This window comes from Allopontixanthobacter confluentis, from assembly GCF_009827615.1.
Classification (GTDB): domain Bacteria; phylum Pseudomonadota; class Alphaproteobacteria; order Sphingomonadales; family Sphingomonadaceae; genus Allopontixanthobacter; species Allopontixanthobacter confluentis.
In genome coordinates this window covers 1458121-1480775 of sequence record NZ_WTYU01000001.1, presented here as the reverse complement: position 1 = coordinate 1480775, position 22655 = coordinate 1458121, and the positions used below count along the sequence as shown (strand labels likewise).

Here is a 22655-nt window from a genome sequence, read left to right as displayed (position 1 = left end):
GTTTGGCTCACAAGGCATCGGAGCAGGAGCAGGCGCAGGCGCAGGTGCAGGAGCCGGTGCAGGAGCTGGTGCCGGAGCTGGTGCAGGTGCAGGTGCAGGTGCTGGTGCTGGCGCAGGAGCCGGAGCAGGTGCTGGTGCCGGAGCTGGAGTTGGGGGCGGAGTTGGAGTTGGGGTTGGGGTCGGTACAGGAGTGGGTGTCGGTGTGGGGGCAGGAGATGGCATTGAAACAGGTGGAGCAGGCGTGGATGAGACCGAACCGCCTCCACCACAACCTGCTAATGCGCTTGATGCGACCCCAGCAAGCAATGTGATTGCAAAACGCTTCCGAAAAATATTTATCATGACCCATGACCCCCTTACGATCGATTAAGGCGAATATGGTCTTGAATTTATTATTAAATAATGAAAATCTTTTAGGGGATCTATGCTTCTTTCGATATCATTCAGACGAAATAATGGCGGGTTTAGAGAGCGTGGCGGTCGTTCTCCTGCCGTTTTCTGAATATTGCCTAGTCCCTGAAGATTTCAGTGTCGTTGAGTGCCGCACTCTTTGCCATACTACTGCAAATTGTCTTTTTCAGCCCGATAGCGCCGCAGCGACGAATGACTTGTCTAATACACGACCGTCTATTTAACGATGTTTGGAGATCGCGAGAACGGACGCGACTTTTGATTTGATGGCAATGCGCGCCCTTAAATCATGTGCATAGATCAGTGGAAAAGTAGCCAGATCAGGTTTGCTGACTTGCCTTGAGCGCAATGACGAATCATGGTCCTTAAATCGAAACCATCACGGGGTACCACGGCAGGGTACCACACGGTTTGGACTCGCAGAGAAACCTGAGTTTTTTCAGAAGCTTAAGCTATGTCGGAAAAATGGCTGGGGTGGCAGGGATCGAACCTGCGAATGCCGATACCAAAAACCGGTGCCTTACCGCTTGGCTACACCCCAGCAACGCTGCCATGCAGCGCGGACGCCTCTATAGCGTCCGCGCCGTGGATGGGAAGGGGGTATGCAAAATTGTCTTGGCCAGGGCTGGCTTTGCCCATCGCGCAGCCCTGCACATGCTTTTGATCGCGGCGGTTAATCGGCTGCGGGCGAAGGGAAATCGGCCGCGGAATGGCGTTCGCGCAATTGCTCGTCTTCCTCACCCCAGGTTTTGTTGACCATACGCGCCCGCTGCACGGCGGGGCGTTGGCCGATGTCTTCTGCCCAGCGGATGACATGTTCATATTCATGGATGGAAAGAAAGGTGCGGGCATCGCCATAAATGGTGCCACTGACAAAGGGCGCCAACCACGGATAGGTCGCCATGTCGGCAATCGTATAATCGTCCCCGCCCAGATACTGTGTTTGCGCCAGGCGATTATTGGCGACGTCGAACAGGCGCTTGGTTTCCATCGCATAACGGTTGATCGGATATTCGTATTTTTCCGGCGCATAAGCGTAAAAATGCCCGAAACCGCCGCCGATGAAGGGTGCGCTACCGACTTGCCAGAAAAGCCAGCTCAGGACTTCTGCCCGGCCAGCACCGGTGGGCAGGAACTGGCCAAACTTTTCCGCCATATGCATGAGGATCGCGCCGGATTCGAACACGCGCACAGGCTCTGCCCCGCTGCGATCGACCATGGCCGGAATTTTGGAATTAGGGTTGATATCCACAAACCCGCTGGTGAATTGCATTCCGCTGCTGATATCGATCAGCCACGCATCATATTCTGCATCGCTGTGGCCAGCCGCCAGCAATTCTTCAAAAATGATATTGGCTTTCACGCCATTGGGCGTGGCGAGGGAATAGAGCTGGAACGGATGCTCGCCCACGGGCAGGTCGCGGTCTTCGCGTGCGCCCGCAGTGGGCCTGTTGATGGAAGAAAATTTGCCGCCGTTTTCTGTGTCATTGGTCCAGATTTCGGGCGGGTTATAGGTGGGGTCGACCATTTTTTATCCTTGGATGAAGTCAGCTTTCCTAAGCGGGATGGGGCACCTGCCCGCAATGTGCAAGACCGTCGCCCGATTGGGGCGGAGCAGAGGCGAGCGGGTTCGCGGGAACTCAATGGCAGATCAGCGGGTTGAGGCAATTATGGCATCGCACCCAACCAAGCTCATTTACGTTGATGATGACCTGCCCGGCATAACGCGTAAACGGGCAGGCAAGGGCTGGTCATATTATGACCCCGATGGTTCGCTGATCAAAGAGGATGCTGAGCGAAAGCGGCTGAATGCAATTGCCCTTCCGCCCGCCTATGTCGATGCGTGGTTTTGCCCTGCATCCAACGGCCACATCCTGGCCACCGGCATGGATGCCAAGGGGCGCAAGCAATATCGCTATCATCCAGATTTCCGCGCGATGAAGGAAAGCGAGAAATTTGACGGATGTGTCACTTTCGGCAGCCTCCTGCCGCTGGTTCGCAAACGGGTCGAAGCCGATCTGCGGTCACGCAAACTGACTCGCGAACGGGCCATCGCCAGCGTTGTCCGCCTGCTGGATCTGGGTGCTGTGCGGGTGGGGAACGAGACCTATTCCCGCCAGAACAAAAGCTTTGGCGCGACCACCCTGCGCCAGCGCCATGCCACGGTGACGGGAAATACGCTGCGGCTGAAATATCGCGGCAAATCCGGCAAGATGCGTATGGTTACGCTGACCGACCGCAGCCTGGCGCAATTTGTGCGCAAGATGCAGGATTTGCCGGGTCAGAACCTGTTCCAATATGTGGACGATGAAGGCGAAAGCCGCACGGTCAAATCATGCGACGTAAATGCCTATCTGTCGGACACGATGGGCCAGCATTTCACTGCCAAGAATTTCCGCACCTGGCATGCCAGCGTGCTGGCGTTCAACATGCTGGCATCCGCGCAGGACGCGCTTACGATCAAGACCCTGCTGGAAGAAGTGGCGGGCAAGCTGGGCAATACGCCCGCTGTAACCCGGCGCAGTTATATCCACCCGGCGGTGATTGGTTTAGTCGATGGGCAGAATGAATGGCGCGGCCAGCATCAGATGCCGCGCATGACCAAGTGGCTGTCGCGCCAGGAGCGCGGTCTGATCGAATTTCTCAAGGCTAGCCCAGGCTCGATTGATTTGCTGGCTGCCTGACGCACGAGCTACGTAATCCGCTTGCCACACTGTATCCCTATAGGATACTCATTAAGCATGCATAGGGCCGGGCAAAAGATACGCGCATGGCGCGAAACACATTCACCCCCGCTTTCGGCTGGTGAATTCGGCCAGCAATATGGCGTTCCTGACCCCTGGCCCAGCCGCACGGTTTATGGGTGGGAGACAAGGGGCAAGATACCGCGCCCTGCCGTCCAGCGGCAACTGGCGTTGCTGGGCATCGCCAGCGCCGATGACTGGCTGGAACCGGGCCATCATCCCGGTAAATCAGATATTCCTTCCCATAAGAGCAGCGCATCCATGACCAGCAAGCAGCACCTGTTTCATTCGCTCCACAGCCACGGTTTTGTTCGCGTGGCGACCAGTACGCCCGATGTGCGGACAGCGGATGTTACATTTAACACCGCCGCCATTCTGCAACAGGCCAGAATTGCGCATGACGCGCATGTCGATCTGGTGGTCTATCCGGAATTGTGCATTTCATCCTATGCGATTGATGACCTGCATCTGCAGTCTGCCTTGCTGGACGCGGTGGAGCGCGCGGTGAGTGAAATTGCCGCAGCGACAGAAGGGCTGACCCCAGTGCTGCTGGTGGGCGCGCCGCTGCGGCGTAATGGGCGGGTTTACAATTGCGCGCTGGCCATTGGCGGCGGCGCTGTGCTGGGTGTGGTGCCCAAAAGTTTCCTGCCCAATTACCGCGAATATTACGAGAAACGCTGGTTTGCCAATGGCCGCGCGGCCAAAGGGCTGTGGATCGATATTGATGGCGAGGAAGTCCCCTTCGGCACGGATCTGATTTTTGCTGCCAGCAATGTGCCAGGCTTCATCTTCCACATGGAAATCTGCGAGGATTACTGGGCGCCGCTGCCACCATCGACAATGGGCGCATTGGCAGGTGCCACCATCCTGACCAATCTTTCGGCATCCAACGTCACCATTGGCAAGTCCGATGAACGCCATTTGCTGGCCCGCGCGCAAAGCAGCCGCGCGGTGGCAGCCTATGTCTATTCAGCATCGGGGCACGGTGAAAGCACGACCGATCTGGCGTGGGACGGGCAGGGCATGACCTATGAACTGGGCGATTTGCTGGCCGAAAGCGAACGCTTCGGCCTGCACCCGGAACTCAGTATTGCTGATGTGGATTGCGACCGCATTCTGGGTGAACGGATGCGGATGCAGACATTCAACGATGCAGCCGAAGATGCTGGCCGGCCGGAAGACAGTTTCCGGACCATCACATTTGAACATGACAATGCAACTGGCGACATCGGGTTAATTCGTCCCTTGCGCCGATTCCCATTCGTGCCCAACCGGGCGCACCGGCTGGATGAAGATTGCTACGAGGCCTTCAATATCCAGGTGGACGGGCTGATGCGCCGGATCGAGGCGACCCATGCCAAAAGCCTGGTTATCGGCATTTCAGGCGGGCTGGATTCCACCCATGCGCTGATTGTGGCGGCAAAAACCTGCGACCGGATGGGCCTGCCGCGCAGCTTCATTCGCGGATATACCATGCCCGGTTTCGGAACCAGCGACGGCACAAAATCGAACGCGTGGAAGCTGATGCAGGCCATGGGCATCACCGCTGAAGAAATTGACATCAAGCCTGCCGCCAGCCGGATGCTGGAAGATATTGGCCATGCCTTTGCCGATGGCGAGCCGGTTTATGATACCGTATTTGAAAATGTGCAGGCGGGCCTGCGCACCGATTATCTGTTCCGCCTGTCGGGTCAGCACAAGGGCTTCGTCATCGGCACGGGCGATCTGAGCGAGCTGGCGCTGGGCTGGTGCACCTATGGCGTGGGCGATCAGATGAGCCATTACGGGGTCAATTCAGGCGTGCCCAAGACGCTGATCCAATATCTCATCCGCTGGGCCACCACCACAGAGCAATTTGATGCCGCATGTGACGCGGTGCTGCTTGCCATTCTCGATACGGAAATCTCCCCGGAATTGGTGCCGGCAGGCGCTGATGGCAATATGCAGAGCACCGAGGACATGGTCGGGCCGTATGAATTAAACGATTTCTTCCTTCACCATATCATCCGTTACGGGCAGCGCCCGTCGAAGGTGGCGTTTCTGGCATGGCATGCCTGGCATGATGCGGCAGCCGGGGAATGGCCCGCCGGCTTTCCCGACGCGAAGAAGAACCAGTATGATCTGGCCACGATCCGCAAATGGCTGGAAAACTTCCTCCGCCGTTTCTTCGGCTTCAGCCAGTTCAAACGCAGCGCCATGCCCAATGGGCCGAAAGTGAGCGCGGGCGGCGCGTTGAGCCCACGGGGCGACTGGCGCGCACCAAGCGATGCGGTGGCCGACCTGTGGATCGCCGAATTGCAGGACCGGGTGCCCGGTGGTGACGCCTGACCGCTTGCCAGCCCGCAGTTTTGCGCTGCTGGCGATCATCTGTTTTGCATGGTCGCTGAATGTTATTGTCAGCAAGATTGTGGTCGACCAACTGCAAGTGCCGCCGCTGTTCTATGCCGCTGCACGCTCGTTACTGGTGCTGGCAGTGCTGCTCCCCTTCCTGCGTCCGGTGCCCGAAAAGTGGGGGCAGGCGCTGCTGTTTGGTCTGGCCATCAGCGGCGGATCATTTGCGCTGCTGTTTGTGGGCCTGCGCGAAGCCAGCCCGTCGTCGGCAGCCATCGTCAGCCTGTCCGGCGCGCCGCTGACGGTGTTGTTTGCCATTGCGCTGCTGGGCGAAAAAGTCGGCTGGCGGCGCGCAATGGGCATTTTGCTGACATTCATCGGCGTGGTGGTCGCCGTCGCCTCTCCCTCTGGCTGGCAAAGCAGCACCGGCCTGCTGTTTATCGGTGCATCCGCCATTGTCGGCGCGCTTGGCACCGTGCTGATCAAACGTCTGGAAATTTCGGCACTCGGCCTTCAGGCATGGGCGGCGCTGGCATCCGTGCTGGTGCTGGTGCCCCTGTCTGCCGCGCTGGAAGCGGACCCGTTACCTGCTGTGGCTGCTGCGCCGCTGGCATTTTTTGCCTGCCTGCTGTTTTCGGCGCTGGTGGTTTCTGTCGGCGCGCATACGCTGTATTTCAGATTGCTGCAGCGCCATGATGCCAATCTGATCGCGCCGCTGACGCTGATGACCCCGCTCTGGACGATTGCGCTGGGCGCAGCGATTACAGGTGACACGATCGGACCGGCTCTGCTGACTGGCGGGGCGCTGGCAATCGCAGGGGTGCTGGTTATTCTTCTGCGGCCCAGCAGAACCTTTGCAAAAGCGATGCTGGTGCGAACGCGGCTTTGATCGGGACAAAACCGCCCACATGATTGTCTGACCTGATACACAGCACATGCGTGTTCCTGCAGGCCAATGCCCGAAAAAGCTGCCCGCGCAGGATAAAAGCAGTGTATGATCCGTTCTCAGACACAGCCCCCCGAACCAGAAAGCATTCATGGCACGCATCAACGCACTCGCGACGGCAATTCCCGAACTGGATTTCGAGCAGGATTATCGGCGCTGGGCACTCCTGCAACTGGAAGGCCAACGCGAGGCGAAGCTGTATGAACGGATGGCGGACCGGTCAGGGATAGAACATCGCTGGTCGGTACTTTCCGCGCAAGATGCACGGCTGCATCAGGGTGAGGGGCTGTATGGCGGGCCAGATGCGCCCGGCACCGCACAACGGATGCAGATTTATGCCACGGCTGCGCCCGAATTGGCGCTGAAAGCCATTGCCAAATTGCCGGACCTTGGCCGGATCACCCATATTGTGGTGTCCAGTTGCACCGGTTTTGTCGCACCGGGTGTGGACCAGATCATCGCCCGTCGTCTTGGGCTGGCCGATGATGTGGAGCGGGTGCTGATCGGGTTCATGGGCTGCTATGCCGCTGTCACGGCGCTGCGCACGGCTCGGCATATTGTCCGGTCCGAAGCTGAGGCACGGGTGCTGGTGGTGACGGTGGAATTGAGCACGCTGCATCATCAGCAGGAAATCGATATCGAGCCGCTGCTGGCGGGCGCGCAATTTGGCGATGGCGCGGCTGCTGCCATCGTCAGTGCGTCAGGGGCCGGGCTGGAATTGCACTCAGGCATTGCAGCAGCGCTGGAAGACAGTGCCGACCTCATCACCTGGGACATTATCGACACCGGTTTCAAAATGCGCCTTTCTGGCGATGTTCCCAACCGGATTGCCGCCGCAATCGCGCGGCCGGAAGTGCGGGCCGCCATTACCGGCGGGCTGGATGTCAGCCAGATTGACGCATGGGCAATTCACGCAGGCGGTCGATCCATATTGGACGCGGTCGAAAACGGGCTGGAACTTGCGCGCGGCTCGCTGGAAGATTCCCGCGCTGTGCTGCGCGAATGCGGCAATATGTCATCATCCACCCTGATGTTCGTGCTGGAGCGGATAATGAAGCATCAGCCCGCCCGCGGCGTCGCGCTGGCGTTTGGGCCGGGGCTGGCAATGGAAGGGCTGCATTTCGGCTGGACCGGGGGCGACTGACAGGTGTTGGCCCAGCGCCGTCTTGAAGAAGAGCTGATGGATGATCCCGCGCTCGAACCGGACACATATACAGATGTGCTGCATGATCTGGCGGCAGTTAACCGCGTGACAATGGCGCACTGGCCGACTCTGGCGTTTCTGGACCGCGCGGTCGGAAGTCGGAAAAGTTTCCGCCTGCTCGATGTCGGCTTTGGCGATGGCGACATGCTGCGCATGATTGCGCGCTGGGCACAGCGCCGGGGCATCGCAGCGGAACTGGTCGGCGTCGACCTGAATGAAAAAAGCGTGATGGCCGCACGCGATGTGACGCCGCAAGATATGCCGATAGTATATCGTGCGGGCGATTATAATGATTTGGCCGAAGGGCTGACCGGCAACGGATTTGATTGCATCATTTCCAGCCTGGTCGCGCATCACATGACGCATGACCAGTTGGTCCGATTCCTGCAATTCATGCAGCGCGAGGCCAAGGCGGGATGGATGGTAAATGACCTGCACCGGCATGGCTTTGCCTATGTTGGTTGGCCGGTGCTGGCATGGTTGATGCGGTGGCACCCGATCGTGAAGCATGACGGCCATTTGTCCATCGCCCGCAGTTATCGCCCCGACGAATGGACGCCGCTGCTGGCTAGCGCCGGAATATCTGACGCGCGTGTGTATCGCGCATTTCCTTTCCGGCTGTGCGTTGAAGCAATCCGATGAGCACAGGCGCCGCCCTTGCTGCAGATAGCCCCCTGATAATCGGGGCAGGGCCGGCAGGGTGCATGGCCGCCATCACTCTGGCGCGGGCAGGCGCAAAGCCGACGCTGATTGACCGGGATGCGGTGGTTGGCGATGCCTTGTGCGGCGGTTTTCTCAGCTGGCGCAGTGCAGAACAATTGCGCGCCATCGGGATCGACCTTGCCGAACTTGGCGCGCACCGGGTCGAACGGCTGGCGCTTTATGCGGGCGACGTTACGGCTGAAGCCGCGCTGCCCGCCACCGGCTTTGGCCTGTCGCGCCATGCGCTGGATACAGCGATGCGCAGGCACGCAGTGTCCAGCGGCGCAAAGCTGGAAATCGACCGTATCCGCACATTGTCCCCGCAGGCTGCGCTGGGTGAGCGGCAGGAATTTCATGCACGCAGCATTTTTCTGGCAGCAGGCAAGCATGACGTCAGAGGCCAGGCAAGGCCGCGGCAGGCTGACGATCCGGCGCTGGGCCTGCGGATACGTATTCCGCCACAAGCCAGACTGACACGGCTGCTGGCGGGAAAAATAGAATTGCACCTGTTTCCCGGCGGATATGCCGGTATCGTCTGTCAGGAAGATGGCAGCGCCAATGTCTGTCTTGCCCTGCGAAAATCCATGCTTCTGGCTGCCGGGGGCAACCCGCGTGTATTGCTGGACCAGCTGGCCGCCGCGCATCGGCATTTTGGGGAACGTTTGGCGTTTGCCGCGCCTGATCTGGGCGTGGATAGCATCGGCGCTGTGCCTTATGGCTACGTTGCCAAAGATACGCAGGCGGGCCTGTTCCGGCTGGGTGATCAGGCCGCCGTCATCCCGTCGCTGGCGGGGGAAGGAATGTCGATTGCCCTCACCAGCGGGGCCATGGCCGCGCGCCACTGGCTGGACGGCGGCGCTGGCGCAGCAACAGGCTACCAGCGTGCAATGGCGCAGGCAGCCCGTCGCCCGGTGGCAGTCGCCAAGCTGATCTGGGAAGCGGCGGAAAGCCGCACCCTTGCCGCGCCGCTGGTCAGAATGGCGCGCCTTGCCCCATGGCTAACCAATATCGCCATGCGCGCCAGCAGAATCGCTGGCTGAACCGCAGAAGCTTAGCGCGCCAGATTTTGGTTTGGCGCCGTTCTGAAACCGTATTCTGCCGCTTGCGGACAGGTCAAAAGCCCCCGTTTTGTGCAGGCTTTGCTTCGGTTCGCCGCATTGTGTGGTCCGGCCATCTACACAAACACAGGTTCTGGCGGCTGGGTTCATGTGCCAGAAAGGTGGGGCTGAACACACGGCCTGCTGAATTTGATAGAAGGACGTTTCCGATGCTTGTTGTTTCCAACCGTTCAAGGGCGATGCTGGCGCTTGCCATGATCGCAGTACCCGTTTCTGCCAGCCTTTCTGCCAGCTCATCGGCGCAGCAGAACGATGCGCAAACTGCCGATATTACCGTTAATGGTCAGGTTCCGGCAGATATTTCCGAATTGGCCGATGGACCTGAAGTAGGCGGTATCATCGCTGCCCGCAGCGGTGAACGGATTCAGATTGCCAATGATGATGGCAGCAGCACCGTCGTGCTGTTGTCCGATGCTACGCAAGTCCGATCGAGCAAGGGGTTGTTTGGCCTCAGCAAGAGCAGGCTTGAGGCAGATGCATTGCTGAACGGTTTGCCAGTGTCGATCAAAACCGTGCAATGGGGCGGCATGCTGATTGCCAAACAGATCAATTTCCGCGGGAATGATCTGAAGACCGCCAGCATGATCCGCAGCGGAACGGCCCAGCGGTTTGACGAACATGGCGCTGCCATCAACCAGAATGCCGCCGCCACAGAGGCGCTGCGCGGGCGCCTGGGGGATATTGACAAATATAACGTCAAAAGCACGACCAATGTCTATTTCGACACGGGCAAATCGGTGCTTTCCGCCAGTGCCAAAAATGAACTTTGCGCTGCCGCTGCCGAAGCTGAAGTGATGGACAATGCGCTGTTGCTGGTCGTCGGTTATACCGATTCCACCGGTACCGAGGACGTGAACCAGGCCCTTAGTGAAAAACGTGCCGGCCGGGTGGTCAATCATCTGCAACAGGCGTGTAGCTGGAAACCCTACCGGATGCTGACTCCAACCGGAATGGCGGAAGCCGACCCGATGGCCAGCAATGATACCGCAGCAGGCAAGGCGCAGAACCGCCGCGTGTCAGTCAACGTGCTCGTCAGCAAAGGTCTTGATGGACTGTAAGCGAACGCAAAGAGATGTGAGGTCACGCCCAGCGCGCTGACCTCACATCTTTTCAAACAACACCGTCTGTTTTTACGCGTGCTGGCCATCAGAGGGGCCAGCCCTCAAAGGGGCCCGCGCAAAATTACCCCAGGTTCATGACCCAGCCGTGGGTATCGGGAATGGCGCCGCGCTGGATGCCGACAAGCTGTTCGCGCAGCTTCATGGTCAGTTGGCCCGGGCCGCCCGACCCGATGGTAAAATCGCCATCCGGCCCGGCCACATGGCCAACCGCCGTCACTACCGCCGCCGTGCCGCAGGCCATGGTTTCCACAAGGCGGCCACTGGCAGCATCGCTGCGCCACTGGTCGATGCTGTATGGTTCCTCGCGCACGGTCAGCCCTTCTTCGCGGGCCAGATGCAGCAGGCTGTCACGGGTGATGCCGGGCAGGATAGTTCCGGTAAGCGGCGGGGTAATCATCGTGCCATCGTCAAATACGAAGAACAGGTTCATTCCGCCCAGTTCCTCGACCCATTTGTGCTCGACCGCATCGAGGAACAGCACCTGATCATGCCCCTTGGCGAAAGCTTCGGCAGTGGGGACAAGGCTGGCGGCATAATTTCCGCCTGTTTTGGCTGCACCAGTGCCGCCCGGCGCAGCGCGGGAATAGTCGCTGATCCAGATGGAAACGGCTGGCGCGCCTGATTTGAAGTAATTTCCGGCCGGGCTGGCAATGACGAGGAATTTATACTGGGTTGCCGGGCGCACACCCAGAAACGCTTCTGTCGCGAACATGAAGGGCCGCAAATATAGCGAACCGCCCTCGACCGTGGGAAACCAGTCGCGATCAATGTGAACGAGCTGGCGGACGGCTTCCACAAACATGTCTTCGGGAAGATGCGGCATCGCCATGCGCGTGGCGCTGGCGTTGAACCGTGCGGCATTGGCTGTGGGGCGGAACAGGGCAAGCGTATCGTCAGCCTGCTTGTAGGCTTTCATGCCTTCGAATATCTCCTGCGAATAATGCAACACCGATGCTGCCGGATCAAGCATGATCGGCGTGCGCGGGCCGACCTGCGGGCTGTGCCAGCCGCCTTTGTCCGCATCATATTCAATCGACACCATATGGTCTGAAAAGACCTTGCCGAAACCAGGATCGGCTATGGCAGCATCACGCAGGGCAGCGGACGTGGGAGCAGGGTGGGGATGATGGGCAAATTGTGATGCCAGTGCATCGGCCATAGCAGAAATCCTCGGAAATTCGGAAGCGGCGGTTAGTTTCTTCTGAAACATCTGGCAAGCACAAGATGATTTTGTCGCAACAAATGAAAAGCATATTTCAGGCGCAACAGAGACGCCACAAATGAGAAGGGCGGCGCCGGTAAACCGACAACCGCCCTTCGCATGGTCAGCGGCCGGAAGTGCCGCCCACGTTGCCTCTATCGCGTGTTAACGGCGATAATGCTCCGTGCGGAAACTAACCGACCCCCTTGCTGAACCATGAGACATCGGATCACCTCCTTTCGCGCTATGTAGCCAGAACTGCCGGATCACCCGGCGCCCAAGACCGCGTTCGCCGCTGATCTTGCCTGCAATGTGATTCAAACGCGCCCACAACGCAAGACTTGTAATATGTTTTTTCCACGTCAGAATTGATCGGTCGTGGTTTTGCCGCCGCATGCGGCCTGTTTCGAAGGCCATTCAAGCCCTTACCGGCAGTCTTCGATTACCCGTGTGACCTCAGGCCAGCTCGGCACGTATATGGTGCTTTGTCCGCCTGTTTCGACCGCGAACCGGCCTTTGCTGATGGCCATCGCATCCAGAATGGGATCACGCGCGCTGATGGCTGCGACCAGGCTGGATTTCCCGCCATTATCAGGCGCGGCACTGACTGTTTTTGTCTGGGATTCGGTCAGGATACGCATGGGCACCGGCGCTGTCGCCGCCCCGGATCGCACCACCAGCACCTGTGACTGTGCCCGGCTGCATTGCAGCACCAGAACCGGTGCCATGCCGGGCGCGCCGAACAAGGCTTGGGACCCGCCGCTTGTCTGGCGCCAGCTCCAGTCGCCCGTGGTCTGCGCCGCATCCATCCAGTTGGCGGGCGGCGCGGATGGCGGCGGCGGCGGCGGGGGTGTCTGCGCCGGCGCACGCTGAACCGGGGGCGAGGGCGTGGGTTCAGGGGCAGGCGGAACGCAGCATGCAACCAGCATGCAGGGCAGGGCGACAAGGGGGCGCAGGGCTTTCACGTAATCTCCGGCAGGTTTTGGTCTGTTTCGGGACAAGAGTCTGTTTCTCTTCACCACAATGCGCGCTAACGCCGTTCGGGTCCATGACAAAGAAACGACGCCTCGACCAATTGCTGACCGAACGCGGCCTTGCTGAAAGCCGGACCCGCGCGCAGGCGCTGGTGATGGCAGGGCTGGTCTTTACCGGCGAAACCAAGCTGGCAAAATCCGGCCAGCAATTGCCCGAAGATGTCCCGCTGGAAGTGCGCGGACGCGACCATCCATGGGTCAGCCGCGGCGGGATCAAGCTGGCCCATGCGCTGGACCATTTCGGCCTTGATCCGGCAGGCGCAACGGCGATGGATATTGGCAGTTCCACGGGCGGCTTCACCGATGTCCTGCTGTCAAAAGGCGCAAACCATGTGTTTGCGGTGGATTCGGGCACCAATCAGCTGGCATGGAAAATCCGGCAGGACCCACGGGTAACCGTGCTGGAACAGACCAGCGCCCGCATTCTAACGGTCAGCCAGATTGACCGGCCGTGCAATTGGGTGGTGTGCGACGCATCCTTCATTTCGCTGCAAAAAGTGCTGGATGTGCCATTGCAGCTGGCCGCTGCGGATTGCCGTCTGGTGGCGCTGATCAAGCCGCAGTTTGAAGTTGGCCGCATGGAAGTTGGCCGGGGCGGCGTGGTGCGCGACGAAGCCTTGCACGAACGGGTTTGTACCGAAACGCGCGAATGGCTGGAAGCTGGTGGCTGGCAGGTAGAAGGGATTGTGCGCAGCCCGATCACCGGCCCCGAAGGCAATGTGGAATTCCTGATTTCAGCCGTGCGGCGCGCGTGAGAATGCAGATTAAAAGACGGTAAGTTACAGCGGCAAAACGGACCCAACGCGGGACATCCGGCTTCGCCATGTTGCGCAGGCCATGTTGTGCAGGCACTGTTGCGCACACATTGGCATGACGCCACTATCAGGTTTAAGCGAATCGGTCCTGTCGGCTTCGCTCGGGGAAATTTTATGAATGCAATCGCGTCTCGCGGACAGCTTCGCGCCAGTTTCCTGCGCTGGGCACTGCTGACCGTGCCTGCGGTCATGCTGCTGGGCTTCCTGTCCGGAAGGCTGGGCGGCAGCGGACCGGACAATCCCTGGTTCGAAGCGCTGGTAAAACCGGACATTTTCCCGCCGCCAGCGGCATTCGGCATCGTCTGGAGCATCCTGTATCTCATGCTCGGCTTTGCACTGGCGCTGGTGTGTGCAGCCTGGGGCGCGCGCGGGCGCACAGCGGCGATTATCGCATTCATTCTTCAGCTGGCCGTCAATCTGTCATGGTCGCCCGTGTTCTTTGCCGCCCATCAGATCACCGGCGCGCTGGTGGTGATTGCGGTGCTGGATGTGCTGGTCATCATTACCATCGTGTTGTTCTGGCGGGTGCGCAAACTGGCGGCATTGCTGCTGGTGCCATATCTGGCGTGGATCCTGTTTGCGACCTTGCTGAATTACGAATTTCTGCGCGCAAACCCCGATGCGGACGGGCAGGCCGCGCCGCCATCCTTCCAGCGCATCGCGATTTGATTGTACCGGGCATTTTATCTTCCCGAAGATTTTATCTTGCCGTTCATTTTATCTTGCCGTTCAGGGCGTCTCATCCCAAATAGCTACCATGCAAAGCCAGAACCCCCTGATCGCCGATTTCGTCAAACTCGCCAACAGTGCCGCTGGTACCTTTGCGGGCATGACCCGCGAAGCCCGCGAAAGCACACGTGAACGCGTGCGTGAAGCCATGGGCGGCCTTGATTTTGTCAGCCGCGAGGAATTCGACGCGGTAAAAGATATGGCTGCCAAGGCGCGGGAAGAAAACGAAAAATTGAGCGCGCGCATTGCCGCGCTGGAAGCGAAGCACGCCGGCTGACCTGTTTCTTCCCGGCCATCGTAACCTGCGGCTTGGGGAGCGGCCACCTCCGGCGACACGGCTGTGCCAAACCTTGCCGCGATCAATGCGTAGTCCGGTAATTATGGCACGGTTGGCGGGTGGCCCCGCGCCGGGCATGGGTTGACTGACATGGAACTGCGCGCCCCTGCCATCCTCCTTTCTGCCCGCTCTCACGGGGAAACAGCCGTCATTGCCCGGATGCTGACAGAGCATGACGGGCTGGTCGCAGGCTATGTCGCTGGCGGGCGCGGACGTCTGCTGCGGCCCGTGGTGATACCCGGTAATCTTGTCCAGATTGATCTGCGGTCAAAATCCGACACCCAACTGCCCTTTGCGCGGCTGGAACTGGTACAGAGCAGGGGACCATGGCTGTCAGAACCGCTGCCGGCGGCCGCCATTTCCTGGGTTTGCGCGCTGACTGCCACGGTGTTGCCGGAAAGGAATTCCTATCCCAACCTCTATCTGGCCTTGTCCGCATTGCTGGATGCCATTTGCAATGCACCCTCGGCGCGGGGGTGGGCGCAAGGGCTGGTAGGCTACGAAATGCTGCTTCTGCGCGAACTTGGCTATGGCGGCGGAGTGCGGCCTGACGGAGCTGATTTTGCCGCGGTGATGGCCGCGTTCGACGCGCTGGCAGACCCGATGGAACGCTACCTCCTTGCCGACCGGCGCGGCGATGTTATGGCCGCCCGCACATTGCTGGGCGCACGATTGGCCCGTATTTCGGATGAGGCCGGGAATGAGGCCGGCAATGAGGCCGGAGATCAGGCCCGACAGGATAGGGACGACCAATGAAGATCGCAGTTTTTCCAGGCGACGGTATCGGCACGGAAGTCACGCGTGAAGCTGTGCGTGTGCTTGAAGCCCTGCCGCTGCCCGGCCTGACTCTGTTTGAAGGCGATGTGGGTGCGGCGGGCTATCGCCGACATGGTCACCCGCTGCCGCCTGAAACGCTGGCCATGGCGCAAAGCTGCGATGCAATCCTGTTCGGCGCTGTGGGCGACCCGTCCTGTGACGGACTGGAGCGGCATTTGCGCCCCGAACAGGCCGTGCTGGGCCTGCGCGCGGAACTGGGCCTGTTTGCCAATCTGCGCCCGGCTACCACCTTTGCCGGTCTGGAAGGCATGTCCGCGCTGAAACCCGAAATTGCCAGCCAGATCGATATGCTGATCGTGCGCGAGCTGAACGGCGATGTCTACTTTGGCGACAAGGGTATGCGCACCACGGCAGATGGCCGCCGCGAGGGGTGGGACATGATGTCCTATGCCGAAGACGAAGTGCGCCGCATTGCCCATGTCGGCTTCCGCGCGGCGCAGGGGCGCAAGGGCAGGCTGACCAGTGTCGACAAGGCCAATGTGCTGGAAACCAGCCAGTTATGGCGCGATGTGATGACGGAAACCTCCACCCAATACCCCGATGTCACGCTGGACCATCTCTATGTCGACAATGCCGCGATGCAGATGGTGCGCGCGCCCGGCCAGTTCGATGTGATCGTAACCGGCAATCTGTTCGGAGATATTCTGTCCGATCAGGCCAGCATGTGCGTGGGGTCCATTGGCCTTTTAGCCAGTGCATCGATGGGTGAACGCATGACGGAATATGGCACATTTGGCCTCTATGAACCCATCCATGGCAGCGCGCCTGATATTGCCGGGCAGGGCATTGCCAACCCGATGGCCACCATCCTTTCAGCAGCCATGATGCTGCGTCATTCCTTTGGCCGCGAGGCAGAAGCCGCGCGCATCGAACGCGCTGTGAGCCATGCGCTGAAAGACGGTATATATAGCAGCGATCTGGGCGGCGTGTTGGGCACGGCCGCCATTGGCGATGCGGTGCTGGAGCGCCTTTGATGTGAATGCGGGCCTCGCCATCATTCTTCCCACGCTGAACGAACGTGCCAATATCGCGCCGCTCGTGACCCGTTTGAAAGAAACGCTGGGACCAGATGGGTGGGAAGCCATTTTCGTCGATGACAACAGCACCGATGGCACGGCAGATGAAATACGGCGGATGGCGCAGTCAGACCCGCAGATCCGGATTATCCAGCGCATTGGCCGGCGCGGGCTGGCATCGGCAGCCATAGAAGGCATCTGCGCGACTTCCGCACCATTTGTGGCGGTGATGGATGCCGACCACCAGCATGACCCCGCCTTGCTCCCGCAGATGTTGGCGGCTGTGCAGCAGGCAGATTGCGACGTGGCCGTAGCATCGCGGTTTGTGGCAGGCGGCAATGCCGATGGGCTGGCCGGCCAGGGGCGCAAGTGCGGATCGAAACTTGCCAACTGGCTGGCACGAAGTATCACCGGCGTCAGTCTGAGCGATCCGATGAGCGGGTTTTTCCTGATGCGCGCAGATCGCGTGCGGGCGCTGGCCCCGCGGCTGTCAGGCATCGGGTTCAAATTGCTGCTCGACATTCTGGCAGCAGCCGATGCGCCATTGCAGGTGCGCGAATTTCCCATGCGACTGGCGCCGCGCCGCGCCGGCACCAGCAAACTTGACCGTGCCATAATTTTTGAGTTTCTGGTCAGCCTGTATGACCGCAGTTTCGGCAGGATAATTCCCACCCGTTTCGCCTTGTTTGCAACGGTGGGGGCGATTGGCGTGGCCGTGCATCTGGCAGTACTGGCGGCATTGTTCATCATGGCAGACAGCGCGTTCGTGGCGGCGCAGGCAGCGGCCACACTTGCTGCAATGAGCTTCAATTTTTGGCTCAACAACTGGCTGACCTATCGTGATCAGCAGATCCGCGGGGCACGGGCGCTATTCAAAGGGTGGCTTGGCTTTTGCGCCACTTGCGCGGTGGGCGCCTTTGCCAATGTTGCCGCTGCCACATTCCTGCAAGCGAACGGGGTGCACTGGGCCGCCGCCGCACTGGCGGGAATAATCCTGGGGTCAGTGTGGAATTATGCGCTGTCCAGCCGGTTTGTCTGGGGGCGCTTCGGCTAACGCCAGCTCGGCAGCCACATCCATTTTTCAAATGCACTGACACCCGATAGCGGGGCGGCGCTCATGATCGGATAAAACCAGATGAACAGGGCAATGCTGCCTGCCAAGACCGCAAGCGGCAGCCACCTGATGCCGCGTTTCCAGAATTCATCCAGCGCGAGCGCGAGGCCGCCCAGCAAGAAGCAGCCGGGCAGCAGATAATGGTAATAGAACTGGACCGGCTTGTCCGCCACCATCCAGAAAACCATGCTGGCAGCAAAGAACACGAATATTGCCAGTGCATCCCATCGCCGGGCAGTAATGCCGGCCCATGCGCACCATGCCATCGCGGGCAGGCCCAGCAACATGGTCAGCGGATTGCCGATCAGCATGATGCCGCGCTGGGCGCCATCCACCGGCTCATACAGATACCAGATGGCGCGGATATTCAGCATCCAGTCGTACCAGCAGCTTTGATAAGGATGGGACTTGGTGACCGAGGCCTGCAAGGCTTCGATCTGCTGATGCAGAGCCAGAAATCCGCCAATCGGGAGCGGCTGGTCGGCCACAAAATATACCGGCAGGAAAGTCAGCCAGTACACAGCCAGCGGCACGAGGCCCAACCACACAGCCGCCTCGGCCAGAGTTATGCCGGGCACTGGCATTCCGCGCCTGCTCGTCACCAGCCTGCGCCTGCCAGCCATGGCCCTGAGGAGCAGAAACCCGAGGCCGGGAATGACCGCCAGCGGCACGGCATTCCATTTGGACGCCATCGCCAGACCCAGTGCAACACCTGCAATTGCGAGTCTTTTTCGCCCTGCTTCGGGTTCGCGCATCGCGCCTGCCACTTGCCACAGGGCCACGGCAGTAAAACAGGCCATGAACACATCGAGCATGGCAATGCGCGATTGGATGAACAGGGCAAAACCGGTAGAAAGCAGCACGCCAGCCGCCATGCTGGCAAAGCGCGAGCAGGTCGTGAACCACACGGTTCGGCACAGTGCGAACAGGGTAAGGGTGCCAGCGGCCAGTGACAGGATGCGCCAGCCAAGCGGCGTATCACCAACCACGCCGATACTTAGCGCCATCAGCTCCTTGCCCAGCAACGGGTGTTCGCGGTTCAGCCAGGCTGATTGGTCAAGCAGCGCCCGTGCGGCGGGCAGATAATGCACTTCGTCAAAATAGGGAGCAGACGGGACACGCAGACGAATAAACGCCAGCGCGGCAAATGTGGCTGCCAACAGGACCGTCAGGCCAAACGGATCGCGTATCTGGTTGGGCGGGCGCATCATCGCCGTGAAGCTCTATTCAGCGCCATGCCCGGCTGCAAGCCTCGTTTGAGCGGGCCTGGTGGTTGATTGCGAGAAAAAAACGCATTTTTTATGGAACTCTTGTCCATTTGAGGTATTGGGCATCTGAATGAAATATCTCTACAATTTTAAAGGATCGCTTATGAAACTCCGTAATCTCGCAATCGCTGCTGCTGCCGCATCGTTGGCTGCTGCGCCTATTGCCGCACAGGCTGCAACAGCGCCAAACCGTGCCGCAGCGCCAACCACTGAAGAAAGCGAACTTCGCGGTAACTTCAGCCCAGCTATTATCATCACTCTGCTTGCCGCTGCCGGCATGGCATTCCTGCTGCTGACGGATGATGATGACAATGATGCGCCTATCAGCGCCTGATTGATCAATTTCAGCAATACGAAAAACAGGGCGATTTCGCCCTGTTTTTTATTGTTCGCTGTTGAGGTGACAGGCCGCATTTAGGGTGACGTAGAATAGCTGCAGTCGCTGCCGGGCTGTGTCAGGGCCGCCAGTGATCTTGCGCTTGCCCGTGCATCCCCAGCGTTCTAGATGCCAAACCATGAAAAAGACCACCGGAACCGATCGTTCGATTACCCGAAACTGGCGCCCCGCCACTCGCGCGGTGCGCGGCGGAACCTGGCGTAGTGAACATGGCGAAACCAGCGAAGCCCTGTTTCTGACATCGGGCTATACTTACGACGATGCTGCCACGGTGGCCGCACGGTTCGCCGGTGAAGATAGCGGCATGACGTACTCGCGGCTGCAGAACCCCACTGTGGCCATGCTGGAAGAGCGCATCTGCCTGATGGAAGGCGCAGAAGCGTGCCGCGCGCAGGCCAGCGGGATGGCCGCCATGACAGCGGCGCTATTGTGCCAATTGTCTGCCGGAGATCATTGCGTGGCAGCGCGCGCGGCCTTTGGTTCATGCCGCTGGCTGGTGGATCATTTGCTACCGCGCTTCGGCATCGAAACCACGGTGATTGACAGCGCCGACAATGATGCGTGGGAACGCGCCATCAGGCCTAATACCAAGGTTTTTTTCTTCGAAACACCGGCTAATCCCACGCTGGATATCGTCGATCTGGCGCATGTGTGCGCGGTTGCCAAGGCGCATGGCATCACATCTGTCGTGGACAATGCTTTCTGTTCCCCTGCGCTCCAGCGGCCCATGGAATTTGGGGCGGATGTGGTCGCCTATTCCGCGACCAAGCTGATGGACGGGCAGGGCCGCGTTCTGGCAGGGGCAGTGTGCGGCAGCGAGGCTTTCATCAACGACGTGCTGCTGCCATTCCAGCGCAATACCGGCCCCAACATCGCCCCGTTCAATGCGTGGGTTGTGCTGAAGGGCCTGGAAACATTGTCCCTGCGCGCTCACAAGCAGAGCGAAAACGCCTTGAAACTCGGCCAATTCATGGAAGGGCGCGTGCCCACCATGCTGCACCCCGGGCTGGCCAGCCATCCGCGCCACGAACTGGCGATGCGCCAGATGGACGCTTGTGGCCCCATTTTCAGCTTCATCGTCGACGACCGGGCGCAGGCCCACACCATTCTTGATGCGCTGGAACTGGTCGATATCTCCAACAATATCGGGGATGCCCGCAGCCTCATGTGCCACCCCGCCAGCACGACGCATGCGGGCATGACCGCAGAAGACCGGGATGCGATGGGCGTTGCCGAAGGCATGCTGCGGATCAATGTCGGGCTGGAAGATGTGGACGATATTATCGAAGATATGGACCGGGCGCTGCAGGCCGCCGGTCTCTGACCCAAGCCGGATCGCGCCGTGAGCGCGCAGTAAGCTTATTGGAAAATCCGACTTAGTACATATCAATAAGGGATCGAACATTGTAAGCGCGGCAAGCGGAGCCGAGAACATTATGCAGAGCGAATTCCACTACGCTTCGATTATCGAGAATTCTCAGGATGCGATCATCTCCAAGGATCTGGGCGGGCATATTCTGACCTGGAATGCTGCGGCAGAGCGTATCTTCGGCTGGACCGCAGACGAAATGATCGGCGAGTCAATTTCGCGTCTGCTGCCACCGGGGCGGGAGGATGAGGAAGAACATATTCTCGGACGCATTGCTGCCGGGGAACAGGTCGGCCAGTTTTATACAGAGCGGGTGCATAAGGAAGGGCGGCACGTCCCGATTGCCGTGTCCATTTCGCCGATCCTCGATTTTTCAGGCAATGTGATTGGCGCCAGCAAAATTGCCCGCGATGTCAGTGATGTGCTGGCTGACAAGGCGAATTTGCAGGAAACCCAGGCCCGTTTCCGCCTGCTGGCGGATAATATTTCGCAGCTGACCTGGATTGCCCGGGCTGACGGACATATTTTCTGGTATAATAAGCGGTGGCACGATTACACTGGCGCCAGCCATGAGGAAATGGACGGCTGGGGCTGGCAGAAAGTCCATCATCCCGACCATATAGACAGGGTGCTGGCACATTTTTCCGCCAGCATTGATGCCGGCGTGGAATGGGAAGATATTTTTCCGCTACGCCGCGCTGACGGAGCGTATCGCTGGTTTTTAAGCCGGGCAAAGCCGATCCGCGACAGCCACGGCAAGGTGATCCTCTGGTTCGGCAGCAATACCGATGTGACCGCGCAGAGAGAGCAGGAAGAACAGATCCGGACTCTGCTTCAGGAAGTCAATCATCGTTCCAAAAACACGCTGGCACTTATTCAGGCCATTGCCCGCCGAAGCGCGCCATCCGACAGCAGCTTCGTCCGTAGTTTTGAAGGGCGGATTGCCGGGCTTGCGGTCAATCAGGACATATTGATCAAGCGCGAATGGCAGTCAGTTCCGCTCGACATTCTGATCGAACGGCAGCTGGAGTTTTTGCGTCAGGGGGAGGGCCAGTTCCAGATCAGCGGGCCAGATCTTACCGTCAAGCCGACCTCAATTGAGATGCTGGGACTGGCGCTGCATGAACTGGGGACCAATTCGTTGAAATATGGCGCATTATCCATCAGGGAAGGACAAGTGTCGATCAACTGGTCGCTGCGCGATGACGGTCAGACATTCCATCTGGAGTGGCGAGAGAGAAATGGTCCTGCGGTCACACCGCCGCAGCGGCGCGGGTTTGGCAGCGTCCTGATCGAGGATATTCCCGGCCGGACAGCCGGAGCGCACGTGACCCATCTGTTCGAGGAAAGCGGAGTGATCTGGTCGTTCACCTGCCCGATTGGCGCGGTGCTGGAAAGCACATTGGCCTGAAGCCTGCTTGCTTGCCTGCCTGCGCTTAGCGCGGCCACACAGGTCAGAGCGATCTCCGCAAATTCTCTGGAGACTGTTATTTTACAAACAGGTGCGCCAGCGGCCGGGCCTTGCGAAAAACGGCATATTCACCGCATTACGCACGCCCAGCCAACTGCGCCTGTAATCAGCTGTTCTTCATGTTTTCCAGCCCGCGGACAACACCGGCTTTGAGGCTGGGCTGGGACGCATTGGTCTTCACCTTTTCAGCCTTGGGCTTGCGGGTTTCGCGGCTCGATTTTTTCTGCGATTTGGCCATGTTCAATTATCTTCACATATAGGAGGAATTGAGGCTGCACCGGGCCGCGTTGCTTATCGCCGCTGGGCCTTAGCCATATGGTGCATCTGAACCGCCATTGTAAGGGCGGCGCCGGGCCAGCTGGATCTGCGCCGGATGTGCGCCGGTTGTGCATTGCAGCATAAATGGCTAGGGCGGCAGCTGGATCAGACCTACCGACGCCAGCGCCTGTGTGGCTTCCCGGCGCCATTTTGCAGGAAATATTATGGCTAC

Annotated in this window: 23 protein-coding genes and 1 tRNA gene; 17 read left to right on the top strand and 7 right to left on the bottom strand. The window is 59.5% G+C overall.

All coding sequences use genetic code 11. The features are described 5' to 3' along the window. Positions 1-2: 2 nt before the first annotated feature. Entirely contained in the window at positions 3-311 is a 309-nt protein-coding gene (locus GRI44_RS07005) for a hypothetical protein (protein WP_160600650.1), read from the top strand. Between the two features lie 566 nt (positions 312-877). On the opposite strand, the gene GRI44_RS07000 is transcribed toward GRI44_RS07005, so the two are convergent. Both GRI44_RS07000 and yghU read right to left on the bottom strand, forming a co-directional pair. Then, positions 878-952, bottom strand: a tRNA-Gln gene (locus GRI44_RS07000). A gap of 132 nt (positions 953-1084) precedes the next feature. Beyond that, positions 1085-1939 carry a glutathione-dependent disulfide-bond oxidoreductase gene (gene yghU / locus GRI44_RS06995; protein ID WP_160600648.1) on the bottom strand — a complete coding sequence of 285 codons (855 nt, stop codon included), beginning with the start codon at positions 1937-1939 and terminating at the stop codon, positions 1085-1087. A 142-nt stretch (positions 1940-2081) separates the two neighbouring features. On the opposite strand from yghU, the gene GRI44_RS06990 reads away from it, so the two are divergent. The 7 genes from GRI44_RS06990 to GRI44_RS06960 all read left to right on the top strand — a co-directional run bounded on the left by GRI44_RS06990 (position 2082) and on the right by GRI44_RS06960 (position 10514). Continuing rightward, on the top strand, positions 2082-3095 hold the full coding sequence (locus GRI44_RS06990) for a DNA topoisomerase IB (protein ID WP_160600646.1): 1014 nt from the start codon (positions 2082-2084) through the stop codon (positions 3093-3095). Between the two features lie 321 nt (positions 3096-3416). Continuing rightward, complete coding sequence (locus tag GRI44_RS06985) at positions 3417-5483, top strand: NAD(+) synthase (RefSeq protein ID WP_160601343.1); 2067 nt, start codon at positions 3417-3419, stop codon at positions 5481-5483. Next, entirely contained in the window at positions 5473-6375 is a 903-nt protein-coding gene (locus tag GRI44_RS06980) for a DMT family transporter (protein WP_332872372.1), read from the top strand. The genes GRI44_RS06985 and GRI44_RS06980 overlap by 11 nt, the downstream gene beginning before the upstream one ends. 148 nt (positions 6376-6523) lie before the next feature. Further along, positions 6524-7576 (top strand): type III polyketide synthase, encoded by a 1053-nt coding sequence (locus GRI44_RS06975; protein ID WP_160600645.1) that lies wholly within the window; start codon positions 6524-6526, stop codon positions 7574-7576. A gap of 36 nt (positions 7577-7612) precedes the next feature. Continuing rightward, positions 7613-8278, top strand: a complete 666-nt coding sequence (locus GRI44_RS06970; RefSeq protein WP_160601341.1) for a methyltransferase domain-containing protein — start codon at positions 7613-7615, stop codon at positions 8276-8278. Further along, positions 8275-9378, top strand: coding sequence for an FAD-dependent monooxygenase (locus tag GRI44_RS06965; protein ID WP_160600644.1), 1104 nt, complete (start codon positions 8275-8277; stop codon positions 9376-9378). The genes GRI44_RS06970 and GRI44_RS06965 overlap by 4 nt, the downstream gene beginning before the upstream one ends. 227 nt (positions 9379-9605) lie before the next feature. Then, entirely contained in the window at positions 9606-10514 is a 909-nt protein-coding gene (locus tag GRI44_RS06960) for an OmpA family protein (protein WP_160600643.1), read from the top strand. A gap of 124 nt (positions 10515-10638) precedes the next feature. Here the strand turns inward: GRI44_RS06960 and GRI44_RS06955 are convergent, their stop codons facing one another. From GRI44_RS06955 to GRI44_RS06945, 3 genes are all read right to left on the bottom strand, one after another. After that, positions 10639-11736 (bottom strand): branched-chain amino acid aminotransferase, encoded by a 1098-nt coding sequence (locus tag GRI44_RS06955; protein ID WP_160600642.1) that lies wholly within the window; start codon positions 11734-11736, stop codon positions 10639-10641. Between the two features lie 207 nt (positions 11737-11943). Further along, on the bottom strand, positions 11944-12195 hold the full coding sequence (locus tag GRI44_RS06950; protein ID WP_160600641.1) for a hypothetical protein: 252 nt from the start codon (positions 12193-12195) through the stop codon (positions 11944-11946). Between the two features lie 8 nt (positions 12196-12203). After that, positions 12204-12743 (bottom strand): hypothetical protein, encoded by a 540-nt coding sequence (locus GRI44_RS06945; protein WP_160600640.1) that lies wholly within the window; start codon positions 12741-12743, stop codon positions 12204-12206. An 83-nt stretch (positions 12744-12826) separates the two neighbouring features. On the opposite strand from GRI44_RS06945, the gene GRI44_RS06940 reads away from it, so the two are divergent. The 6 genes from GRI44_RS06940 (at position 12827) to GRI44_RS06915 (ending at position 17600) form a co-directional block, all read left to right on the top strand. Further along, on the top strand, positions 12827-13567 hold the full coding sequence (locus GRI44_RS06940) for a TlyA family RNA methyltransferase (RefSeq protein ID WP_160600639.1): 741 nt from the start codon (positions 12827-12829) through the stop codon (positions 13565-13567). A gap of 174 nt (positions 13568-13741) precedes the next feature. Further along, on the top strand, positions 13742-14296 hold the full coding sequence (locus GRI44_RS06935; RefSeq protein ID WP_160600638.1) for a TspO/MBR family protein: 555 nt from the start codon (positions 13742-13744) through the stop codon (positions 14294-14296). Between the two features lie 88 nt (positions 14297-14384). Further along, positions 14385-14633 carry an accessory factor UbiK family protein gene (locus tag GRI44_RS06930; RefSeq protein WP_160600637.1) on the top strand — a complete coding sequence of 83 codons (249 nt, stop codon included), beginning with the start codon at positions 14385-14387 and terminating at the stop codon, positions 14631-14633. A gap of 150 nt (positions 14634-14783) precedes the next feature. Further along, positions 14784-15449, top strand: coding sequence for a DNA repair protein RecO (recO, locus tag GRI44_RS06925; protein WP_160600636.1), 666 nt, complete (start codon positions 14784-14786; stop codon positions 15447-15449). Further along, on the top strand, positions 15446-16504 hold the full coding sequence (gene leuB / locus GRI44_RS06920; protein WP_160600635.1) for a 3-isopropylmalate dehydrogenase: 1059 nt from the start codon (positions 15446-15448) through the stop codon (positions 16502-16504). The genes recO and leuB overlap by 4 nt, the downstream gene beginning before the upstream one ends. After that, complete coding sequence (locus tag GRI44_RS06915) at positions 16482-17600, top strand: glycosyltransferase family 2 protein (protein ID WP_160600634.1); 1119 nt, start codon at positions 16482-16484, stop codon at positions 17598-17600. Before leuB ends, GRI44_RS06915 begins: the two co-directional genes overlap by 23 nt. Here GRI44_RS06915 and GRI44_RS06910 read toward each other — a convergent pair. Beyond that, positions 17597-18871 carry a phospholipid carrier-dependent glycosyltransferase gene (locus GRI44_RS06910; RefSeq protein ID WP_160600633.1) on the bottom strand — a complete coding sequence of 425 codons (1275 nt, stop codon included), beginning with the start codon at positions 18869-18871 and terminating at the stop codon, positions 17597-17599. The genes GRI44_RS06915 and GRI44_RS06910 overlap by 4 nt on opposite strands. A gap of 160 nt (positions 18872-19031) precedes the next feature. Here GRI44_RS06910 and GRI44_RS06905 point away from each other — a divergent pair, with 160 nt between their 5' ends. The 3 genes from GRI44_RS06905 to GRI44_RS06895 all read left to right on the top strand — a co-directional run bounded on the left by GRI44_RS06905 (position 19032) and on the right by GRI44_RS06895 (position 22105). Continuing rightward, on the top strand, positions 19032-19262 hold the full coding sequence (locus GRI44_RS06905; protein WP_160600632.1) for a hypothetical protein: 231 nt from the start codon (positions 19032-19034) through the stop codon (positions 19260-19262). A 181-nt stretch (positions 19263-19443) separates the two neighbouring features. Then, complete coding sequence (locus GRI44_RS06900; RefSeq protein WP_160600631.1) at positions 19444-20649, top strand: trans-sulfuration enzyme family protein; 1206 nt, start codon at positions 19444-19446, stop codon at positions 20647-20649. 112 nt (positions 20650-20761) lie between these two features. Further along, positions 20762-22105 (top strand): PAS domain S-box protein, encoded by a 1344-nt coding sequence (locus GRI44_RS06895; protein ID WP_160600630.1) that lies wholly within the window; start codon positions 20762-20764, stop codon positions 22103-22105. Between the two features lie 166 nt (positions 22106-22271). Here the strand turns inward: GRI44_RS06895 and GRI44_RS14065 are convergent, their stop codons facing one another. Next, positions 22272-22403 carry a hypothetical protein gene (locus GRI44_RS14065; protein ID WP_269800976.1) on the bottom strand — a complete coding sequence of 44 codons (132 nt, stop codon included), beginning with the start codon at positions 22401-22403 and terminating at the stop codon, positions 22272-22274. Positions 22404-22655: the final 252 nt, after the last annotated feature.

Bases quoted from the DNA above. Each gene is read 5' to 3' on its own strand.
- GRI44_RS06910 (WP_160600633.1), bottom strand. From the start codon at position 18,871: ATGATGCGCCCGCCCAACCAGATACGCGATCCGTTTGGCCTGACGGTC.
- GRI44_RS06955 (WP_160600642.1), bottom strand. From the start codon at position 11,736: ATGGCCGATGCACTGGCATCACAATTTGCCCATCATCCCCACCCTGCT.
- GRI44_RS06895 (WP_160600630.1), top strand. From the start codon at position 20,762: ATGCAGAGCGAATTCCACTACGCTTCGATTATCGAGAATTCTCAGGAT.
- GRI44_RS06960 (WP_160600643.1), top strand. From the start codon at position 9,606: ATGCTTGTTGTTTCCAACCGTTCAAGGGCGATGCTGGCGCTTGCCATG.
- GRI44_RS14065 (WP_269800976.1), bottom strand. From the start codon at position 22,403: ATGGCCAAATCGCAGAAAAAATCGAGCCGCGAAACCCGCAAGCCCAAG.
- GRI44_RS06975 (WP_160600645.1), top strand. From the start codon at position 6,524: ATGGCACGCATCAACGCACTCGCGACGGCAATTCCCGAACTGGATTTC.
- GRI44_RS06940 (WP_160600639.1), top strand. From the start codon at position 12,827: ATGACAAAGAAACGACGCCTCGACCAATTGCTGACCGAACGCGGCCTT.
- recO (WP_160600636.1), top strand. From the start codon at position 14,784: ATGGAACTGCGCGCCCCTGCCATCCTCCTTTCTGCCCGCTCTCACGGG.
- GRI44_RS06950 (WP_160600641.1), bottom strand. From the start codon at position 12,195: ATGGCCTTCGAAACAGGCCGCATGCGGCGGCAAAACCACGACCGATCA.
- GRI44_RS06935 (WP_160600638.1), top strand. From the start codon at position 13,742: ATGAATGCAATCGCGTCTCGCGGACAGCTTCGCGCCAGTTTCCTGCGC.
- GRI44_RS06965 (WP_160600644.1), top strand. From the start codon at position 8,275: ATGAGCACAGGCGCCGCCCTTGCTGCAGATAGCCCCCTGATAATCGGG.
- yghU (WP_160600648.1), bottom strand. From the start codon at position 1,939: ATGGTCGACCCCACCTATAACCCGCCCGAAATCTGGACCAATGACACA.
- GRI44_RS06905 (WP_160600632.1), top strand. From the start codon at position 19,032: ATGAAACTCCGTAATCTCGCAATCGCTGCTGCTGCCGCATCGTTGGCT.
- GRI44_RS06970 (WP_160601341.1), top strand. From the start codon at position 7,613: ATGGATGATCCCGCGCTCGAACCGGACACATATACAGATGTGCTGCAT.
- GRI44_RS06900 (WP_160600631.1), top strand. From the start codon at position 19,444: ATGAAAAAGACCACCGGAACCGATCGTTCGATTACCCGAAACTGGCGC.
- GRI44_RS06915 (WP_160600634.1), top strand. From the start codon at position 16,482: ATGCGGTGCTGGAGCGCCTTTGATGTGAATGCGGGCCTCGCCATCATT.
- GRI44_RS06985 (WP_160601343.1), top strand. From the start codon at position 3,417: ATGACCAGCAAGCAGCACCTGTTTCATTCGCTCCACAGCCACGGTTTT.
- GRI44_RS06930 (WP_160600637.1), top strand. From the start codon at position 14,385: ATGCAAAGCCAGAACCCCCTGATCGCCGATTTCGTCAAACTCGCCAAC.
- leuB (WP_160600635.1), top strand. From the start codon at position 15,446: ATGAAGATCGCAGTTTTTCCAGGCGACGGTATCGGCACGGAAGTCACG.
- GRI44_RS06990 (WP_160600646.1), top strand. From the start codon at position 2,082: ATGGCATCGCACCCAACCAAGCTCATTTACGTTGATGATGACCTGCCC.